This window comes from Dactylosporangium sp. NPDC050688 (assembly GCF_040654515.1).
Lineage (GTDB): Bacteria > Actinomycetota > Actinomycetes > Mycobacteriales > Micromonosporaceae > Dactylosporangium.
Map to the genome: position 1 here is coordinate 119,649 of NZ_JBFAIC010000029.1, position 7,120 is coordinate 126,768.

8 protein-coding genes are annotated in these 7,120 nt (G+C 70.4%); 6 read left to right on the forward strand and 2 right to left on the reverse strand.

The annotated features are described in order from the left end of the window. Positions 1-53: 53 nt before the first annotated feature. Complete coding sequence (locus AB0H83_RS26255; RefSeq protein WP_360098867.1) at positions 54-1,028, reverse strand: hypothetical protein; 975 nt, start codon at positions 1,026-1,028, stop codon at positions 54-56. Next, positions 1,025-1,378 (reverse strand): nucleotide pyrophosphohydrolase, encoded by a 354-nt coding sequence (locus AB0H83_RS26260; protein WP_360098869.1) that lies wholly within the window; start codon positions 1,376-1,378, stop codon positions 1,025-1,027. The genes AB0H83_RS26255 and AB0H83_RS26260 overlap by 4 nt, the downstream gene beginning before the upstream one ends. A 322-nt stretch (positions 1,379-1,700) precedes the next feature. Here AB0H83_RS26260 and AB0H83_RS26265 point away from each other — a divergent pair, with 322 nt between their 5' ends. The 6 genes from AB0H83_RS26265 to argG all read left to right on the forward strand — a co-directional run bounded on the left by AB0H83_RS26265 (position 1,701) and on the right by argG (position 6,993). Beyond that, complete coding sequence (locus tag AB0H83_RS26265) at positions 1,701-1,976, forward strand: glycoside hydrolase family 11 protein (protein ID WP_360098871.1); 276 nt, start codon at positions 1,701-1,703, stop codon at positions 1,974-1,976. Between the two features lie 47 nt (positions 1,977-2,023). After that, positions 2,024-2,452, forward strand: a complete 429-nt coding sequence (locus AB0H83_RS26270) for a hypothetical protein (protein WP_360098873.1) — start codon at positions 2,024-2,026, stop codon at positions 2,450-2,452. Positions 2,453-2,573: 121 nt separating this feature from the next. Then, entirely contained in the window at positions 2,574-3,242 is a 669-nt protein-coding gene (locus AB0H83_RS26275) for an NAD(P)-binding domain-containing protein (RefSeq protein ID WP_360098875.1), read from the forward strand. Between the two features lie 167 nt (positions 3,243-3,409). Beyond that, the gene (locus AB0H83_RS26280; protein ID WP_360098877.1) at positions 3,410-5,032 is read left to right on the forward strand and encodes a DUF885 domain-containing protein; all 1,623 of its coding nucleotides are present in this window, start codon (positions 3,410-3,412) and stop codon (positions 5,030-5,032) included. 58 nt (positions 5,033-5,090) lie between these two features. Beyond that, on the forward strand, positions 5,091-5,435 hold the full coding sequence (locus AB0H83_RS26285) for a hypothetical protein (protein WP_360098879.1): 345 nt from the start codon (positions 5,091-5,093) through the stop codon (positions 5,433-5,435). 109 nt (positions 5,436-5,544) lie between these two features. After that, entirely contained in the window at positions 5,545-6,993 is a 1,449-nt protein-coding gene (gene argG, locus AB0H83_RS26290) for an argininosuccinate synthase (protein WP_360098881.1), read from the forward strand. Positions 6,994-7,120 lie beyond the last annotated feature (127 nt).

The window sequence follows — 7,120 nt, forward strand, 5'->3', positions numbered from 1 at the left end:
CTTCGCCTGTTCAGTCGGCGCACGGGCCCCGGAGGTTCATTCCGGCGAGCAGGTCACGGATTCTCGCGCGCGAACCGCCCTTCGCCTCGTTCGTACACGCACGCGATCTCCATGCTGCGCAGCAGGTCGACCAGGTCCTGCTCCGGCCGGGAGGGCAGCAGCACCGCCCGCGACCTGGGCCGCACGAAGCGGGCGTAGTCACAGAGCTGGCCGATGGCGAGCCTGATGTGGTTACGGCCCGCCGACGCCTTCGCCTCCAGCAACTCCTCGGTGTCCTCCACATACACGTCGGTGAACAGCGTGTCGAGCCGGCCGGGCAGCGTAATCTCGTTGCGGATCGCCCGGTGGCCGTGCTCCTCGAGGTACCGCTCGTACCGGCTGACCAGGTCGGCTTCCCGGCGGGCCGCGGCGACGGTCTCCCCCGGACGGCGCAGGAAGGTGCCGGTCCGGTGGCGCTCCAGCGGGATGTTGCGCACGACGGCCTCCCGCCCCGGCGAGGTGCCGCTGGACACACGGCGCTCCGGAGACACCGCCGGATCGTGGAACAACGGCGGCCCGAGCACCGGCCAGCTGCGCTGCATGGCCGAGTGCCTGATCGCACGGATCGCGTCTATGGACAGCTCCGCGGCGTTCACCGGGCCGAAGCTGTCGGCCGGGTCCATCTCTTCGTCCAGGTCGACACGGAAGGGGTAGTGGTCGTTCGTCCAGACCGTACGGCTGAGGTCCTCATACAGCGGCTTCGTCAGCAGCCGCTTCGTCACCGTGCCGATCGTCGCCGCCTTCCAGGCCCCGAAGTCCTCGTCACCGATCCGGGGCCATCCGGAGACGTGATACGCCGGAGTGACGTCCTTGACGAAGATCAGCCAGGTCGGTTCGTCCTGATCGGGCTCGGCAAGCCACGATCTGGCCTGCCCGACCACGTCGCCGCAGTTGGCGAAGGTCTTCCAGCCCCAGATGTTGTCGCGCATGCCGATCTCGAAGTTTCCATGCGCGCGGTTGCCGACGTAGATGTACGCCTGCCGGGTCACCGCCCGGTCGCCTGTCCGCCGGCGGGGAACCGCACCGCGTTCGCGGCCATCTTCTCGGCGACGGCTCGCACGACATCGACGCCGGCAACATCGGCGAATCGCAGGAGATAGATAAGGACGTCCGCGACCTCTTCCGCCAACCGGTTCGCCGGAGGCGGCTCAGGCGGGTCCCACTGGTACAGCTCGGCAAGCTCACCGACCTCACCGACCAGGGCGAGCAGCAGGTTGCGCGGCGAGTGGAACCGCACCCAGTCCCGCTCCTCGGCGAACTGCCGCAGCGCGGCCTGGACCTGGCCCGGCCAGAGGTCGACCTGCTCGTCGTCGGGCATCGTCACCATCCCCACGGTCATCGCCGAACCGCGCCGTGCCGGGGTTCAGCGGCCAGGAGACCCGACCACATCGATGTGCGGCGGCCCACTACAGGCCTTATGGCCCTTGATCGTATTCACCGCCCAGATTTGTCGACCGGGAGTTCAACCCGTTTTCGAAAATGCGGCGGGTTTCGAAATACTCGAGCATTGTTGACACCCTCGCGAGAACGGACGAATACTGGCGCCATCGGCGATCTCGACCGCCATCGATCAGAATTGCCGCCATTCCTGGCCGCCGGACTGCCCGGAGGTACACCCATCATGCACAGCAATCGCAATCGCGGCCAGCTCAGGCTGCAGCGTGCATTATTCGGGCTGTTTCACGTCAGACAATCATTTCGACGTTTGGGCGCGGTACGGGATGCGCCTCGGCAGCCACGACCACATGATCCTGGCGACGGAGGGCTACCAGAGCAGCGGTAGCTCGGACATCACCCTGGGCTCCTCCTCCGGCGGAGGCGGCGACGGTGGAGGCGACGGTGGAGGCGGTGGAGGCGGCGGCTGCACCGCCTCCCTGTCGGCCGGCCAGCAGTGCAGCGACCGGAACCGGCCGCCGGCCTCCTGCAGCGCAAGCTGAGGACCCGCTGTCATTACGTATTGCCGGTCGTCGTTATGCTGGCGCGTATGCGCTGGTGGAGACTGCCGTTCAGCGGGGAGCCGTACCAGCGCACGCTTTTCCTGCTCTTGTCGGTGCCGCTCGCGGTGTGGGCGCTGGTCGACCGGGGCGCGGCGCAGCGCCGGGCGGCGGGCGCGCTGCTGGGGGCCGAGCCGGCGCTGTCGCGGCTGCGCGTGCTGGCCGCGGTGCCGCTCGACCTGGTGACGCTGGTCGTCGCCGGCTACTGCTGGACCGGCGTGTTGCTCAATGTGGTGTACCCGATCCGCCCGCTGCTCGGCATGGACGGCGAGTACCGCGACGCCTGGGGCGGCCCGACCCTCGCCGGCGTGTGGGCGGTGCACGCGCTGGGCGGCCTCGGGTTCTGGCTGCTGGTGCCGTGGGTGCTGCGTGGGTACGCCGCATTGTGGCGCCGCGTTTGTGTCGTACCCCCTCGCTAGGGTGGGCGGCGAGAGGATTCACCGGGCGCTGAGCGGGCATGAGGCGGGCTGAGGTCATGGCGCAGGTCACATCGGGCGTAGGTGAGGAATCCATGGTGGCGTGGCGAAAGTTGCGGCGGATATGACAACGATCGGCTTCATTGGCAGTGGCAACATCGGCGGGACCGTGGCGCGGCTTGCGGTCGCGGCGGGGTATGACGTGGTGCTGAGCAACTCGCGCGGCCCGGAGACCCTGCAGGACCTGGTCGCCGAGCTGGGCCCGCGGGCGAGGGCGGGCAGCGCGGCGGACGCGGCCGCCGCCGGTGACATCGTGGTGGTGTCAGTGCCGTTCCGGGCGTATCAGGCGGTGCCCGCCGAGCCGCTGGCCGGCAAGGTGGTCATCGACACCAACAACTACTACCCGCAGCGCGACGGGCAGTTCGCCGAGCTGGACGACGCCTCGACGACGAGCAGTGAGCTGCTGCAGCGGCACCTGGCCGGGTCGCGGGTGGTGAAGGTGTTCAACAACATCTTCTTCAAGCACCTGGGTTCGCTGGCCCGCCCGTCTGGCGCCGCCGACCGGACCGCGCTGCCGATCGCGGGTGACGACGCGGCCGCGAAGCAGACCGTGACCGGGTTCCTGGACGCGATCGGCTACGACGCGGTGGACGTGGGCGCGCTCGCCGACGGTTGGCGCTACCAGCCGGACACCCCGGCGTACGGAGCGCCGTTTGGCACGTTCAGCGACCCGATCGGCACGCCGGCGGACGCCGCGACGATCCGGGCGGCGGTGGCCAAAGCCGAGCGCTGAGCCAAGCGCCGTGCTGGGCCAAGCGCCCAGCCAACCGCCGGGCCGAGCCGAGCGCCGAGCCGAGCGCCGGGCCGAGCGCCGGGCCGAGCGCCGGAGGCGCCCGCCACGCACGCGGGCGCCGGGATACGGTGGCGGCGGAGCAGTCTGACGACGGGAGCCGCACACCGATGGACACGCTGGCCCGGCTGGGTGAGGAGTACTTCCGCCTGCACTTCGCCGCTGATCCGTTGCTCGCCAGCGTGTCCGGGGTGCCGGGGTACGACGGCGAGGTGCCCGACCCGAGCCGCGAGGCGGCCGCAGGCCAGCGGGCCGCGCTGGCCCGGGTCGAGGCCGAGCTCGCCACCGTCGACCCGGGCACCCTCGACCAGCAGGACCGGATCAGCCACACGATCCTGGCCCGGCTGTTGCGCGACGAGCGGCGCACCCTCGGCGACGGCCTGGCGGAGGTGGCGGTCAGCGCCACCATGTCGGGGCCGCTCGCCCAGGTCGTGTCCGCTGTGCCGGCGGCGACCGGGGCCGACGAGGAGTACCTGGCCAGGCTGGAGAAGCTGGGTGGTTTCTTCGACCGGCACGTCGAGCGGTACCGGCAGGCGGCGGCCGACGGGCGGTTCCCGACCGCGCTCGGGGTGCGGCAGGCGGTGGCGCAGGTCGACGGGTACCTCGCCACGCCGGTCGAGCGGGACCCGCTGCTGCAACGGGTCGCGGGGAACGCCCGCGCGGCCGAGCTGGTCACCGATGGACTCCGGCCGGCGTTGATCCGGTTCCGTACCGCCCTCGAAGAGGAGCTCCTGCCGGTCGCCCGCGGTGGTGAGCAGGTCGGGTTGTGTCACGTGCCCGGCGGGGCGGAGGGGTACAAGGCGCTGATCGGGGCGTACACGACGACGGGACTCGGGCCGGAGGAGATCCATCAGATCGGGCTGGACCTGGTCGCCGGTCTGCGGGAGGAGTTCGCCGAGCGGGGCGGGCGGGCGTTCGGAAGCTCCGACGGCGTGATCCGGAGGCTGCGGGACGACCGGGAGCTGCGGTTCGGGGCGGCCCGGGAGATCGTCGACACGGTGACCGGGGCGCTGCGGCGGGCCGAGGAGGCGGTGCCGGACTGGTTCGCGGGGTACGACATCGCGCCGTGCGTGGTGCGCGAGATGGACGCGGCCGAGGCGGAGAACGCGGTGCTCGGCTACTACGTGCCGCCGGCGGCGGACGGGTCGCGGCCCGGGGCGCACGTGGTGAACACGTTCCGGCCGCAGCTGCGGGCCCGGTTCGAGTACGAGGTGCTCGCCTTCCACGAGAGCGTGCCGGGGCACCATCTGCAGATCGCCGTCGCACAGTCGCGGGGTGACCTGCCGAGGTTCCGCCGGTTCACGTACTTCGACGCGCACGGCGAGGGCTGGGGGCTGTACACCGAGCGCCTGAGCGACGAGATGGGGCTGTACACGTCGGAGCTGAGCCGGCTGGGCATGGTGTCATTCGACGCGTGGCGGGCGTGCCGGCTGGTGGTGGACACGGGCATGCACCACTTCGGCTGGTCGCGGGAGAGGGCCATCGCGTACATGCTGGAGAACACCGCGCTGACGGAGACCAACATCGCCAACGAGGTCGACCGGTACATCGCGACGCCGGGGCAGGCGCTGGCGTACATGCTGGGGCGGCTGCGCATCGACCAGCTGCGGGAGCGGGAGCGGGCGGCGCTGGGGCCGGCGTACGACCAGCGGGCCTTCCACCACGAGGTGCTCGCGCACGGGCCGCTGCCGCTGGACACCCTGGAAGAGCTGATCACGGCCCGCTGGCGGTAAGTTTCACGCCGAAAAGTTTTCGGATCTCTACGGCTTCCGCAACTACGGGTGGGACCAGGTGCTCGCCAACCGGGGCAGCATCAACTACTGCGTGCGCTGGGACTCCAGTGCCCCGGTGAGCGCCGCGCTGCGCGACCAGATCCACGCCGCCCTGGCCCGGCAGTTCAAGAAGTGGATGGACGTGATGGCCGGGCACATGGTCGGCGCGGTGAACGCCGACAACATCCACATCCTGCTGCACGAGATCGGCCATAGCTTCGGCCTGGACGACTTCTACGACTGGACCCCGTCCGGCGTGGGCGGCTTCATCATGAAGGCCGGCTCGGCGGCCCAGATCACCGAGTTCGACGCCTGGATGCTGCGTGACTGGTGGCGGCACCTGAAGAACCGTTACGGCTACTGACCCTGGACATGGGCCCTTCCACCGTCGGGAGGGCCCTCGCCAGGGTGCGGTTGAGGCGCCGATCACGGAAAGTTGCATCATCATGCAGTGGGATGCATATACTTTCGGCATGTCCAAGGTGCTCACCTCCCTGCCCGTCGGTGAACGTGTCGGAATCGCCTTCTCCGGTGGCCTGGACACGTCGGTAGCTGTCGCGTGGATGCGCGAGAAGGGCGCGGTGCCCTGCACGTACACCGCCGACATCGGGCAGTACGACGAGCCGGACATCGCCTCGGTCCCCGGCCGCGCCGACGCCTACGGCGCCGAGCTGGCGCGCCTGGTCGACTGCCGGGCCGCGCTGGTCGAGGAGGGCCTCGCGGCGCTCGCGTGCGGGGCGTTCCACATCCGCTCCGGCGGCCGGGCCTACTTCAACACCACGCCGCTGGGGCGGGCCGTCACCGGCACCCTGCTCGTGCACGCGATGCTCGAGGACGGCGTGCAGGTGTGGGGCGACGGGTCGACCTTCAAGGGCAACGACATCGAGCGCTTCTACCGGTACGGGCTTCTGGCCAACCCCTCGCTGCGCATCTACAAGCCGTGGCTGGACTCGGCGTTCGTCTCCGAGCTCGGCGGCCGCAAGGAGATGTCGGAGTGGCTGCTCACGCACGGCCTGCCGTACCGCGACAGCGTGGAGAAGGCGTACTCGACCGACGCCAACATCTGGGGCGCGACGCACGAGGCGAAGACCCTGGAGCGCCTCGACACCGGCATCGAGATCGTCGAGCCGATCATGGGCGTGCGGTTCTGGGACCCCGAGGTCCACATCGTCACCGAGGACGTCACGGTCGGCTTCGAGCAGGGCCGCCCGGTCACGATCAACGGCAAGGAGTTCGGCTCCGCCGTCGACCTGGTCCTGGAGGCCAACGCCATCGGCGGCCGGCACGGCCTGGGCATGTCCGACCAGATCGAGAACCGGATCATCGAGGCGAAGAGCCGCGGCATCTACGAGGCGCCGGGCATGGCCCTGCTGCACGCCGCGTACGAGCGCCTGGTGAACGCGATCCACAACGAGGACACCGTCGCCGCGTACCACAACGAGGGCCGCCGCCTGGGCCGCCTGCTGTACGAGGGCCGCTGGCTGGACCCGCAGGCCCTGATGCTGCGCGAGTCGCTGCAGCGGTGGGTCGGCTCGGCGATCACCGGCGAGGTGACCCTGCGGCTGCGGCGCGGCGAGGACTACTCCGTGCTCAACACCTCCGGCCCGGCGCTGAGCTACCACCCGGACAAGCTGTCGATGGAGCGCACCGAGGACTCCGCGTTCGGCCCGCTGGACCGCATCGGCCAGCTCACCATGCGCAACCTGGACATCGCCGACTCGCGGGCCAAGCTGGAGCAGTACGCCCGCATCGGCATCGTCGGCAGCAGCCAGCACCGGCAGCTCGTCGCCGCCCCGGAGCAGACGACGCAGCTCATCGGCACCATGCCCGAGGGCGGCGCGGAGGCCATCGCCTCCCGCGGCGTGGTCGCCACCGGCGACGAGCTGCTCGACCACGCCGCCATGGAGGCCGGCACCGACTGAGCCCTGCCTGCGACCCCGCCCAGCGGCCGGACCGCCGTGGTGATCCAAGTCGTGTCCTGGTCGTCTGGATGACCAGGACACGACTTAAAAAAACCGGGCAGAAAAAAACAAAAACGGGGGAGCGGAC

Bases quoted from the DNA above. Each gene is read 5' to 3' on its own strand.
- AB0H83_RS26260 (WP_360098869.1), bottom strand. From the start codon at position 1,378: ATGACCGTGGGGATGGTGACGATGCCCGACGACGAGCAGGTCGACCTC.
- AB0H83_RS26270 (WP_360098873.1), top strand. From the start codon at position 2,024: ATGCGCTGGTGGAGACTGCCGTTCAGCGGGGAGCCGTACCAGCGCACG.
- AB0H83_RS26275 (WP_360098875.1), top strand. From the start codon at position 2,574: ATGACAACGATCGGCTTCATTGGCAGTGGCAACATCGGCGGGACCGTG.
- AB0H83_RS26280 (WP_360098877.1), top strand. From the start codon at position 3,410: ATGGACACGCTGGCCCGGCTGGGTGAGGAGTACTTCCGCCTGCACTTC.
- argG (WP_360098881.1), top strand. From the start codon at position 5,545: ATGTCCAAGGTGCTCACCTCCCTGCCCGTCGGTGAACGTGTCGGAATC.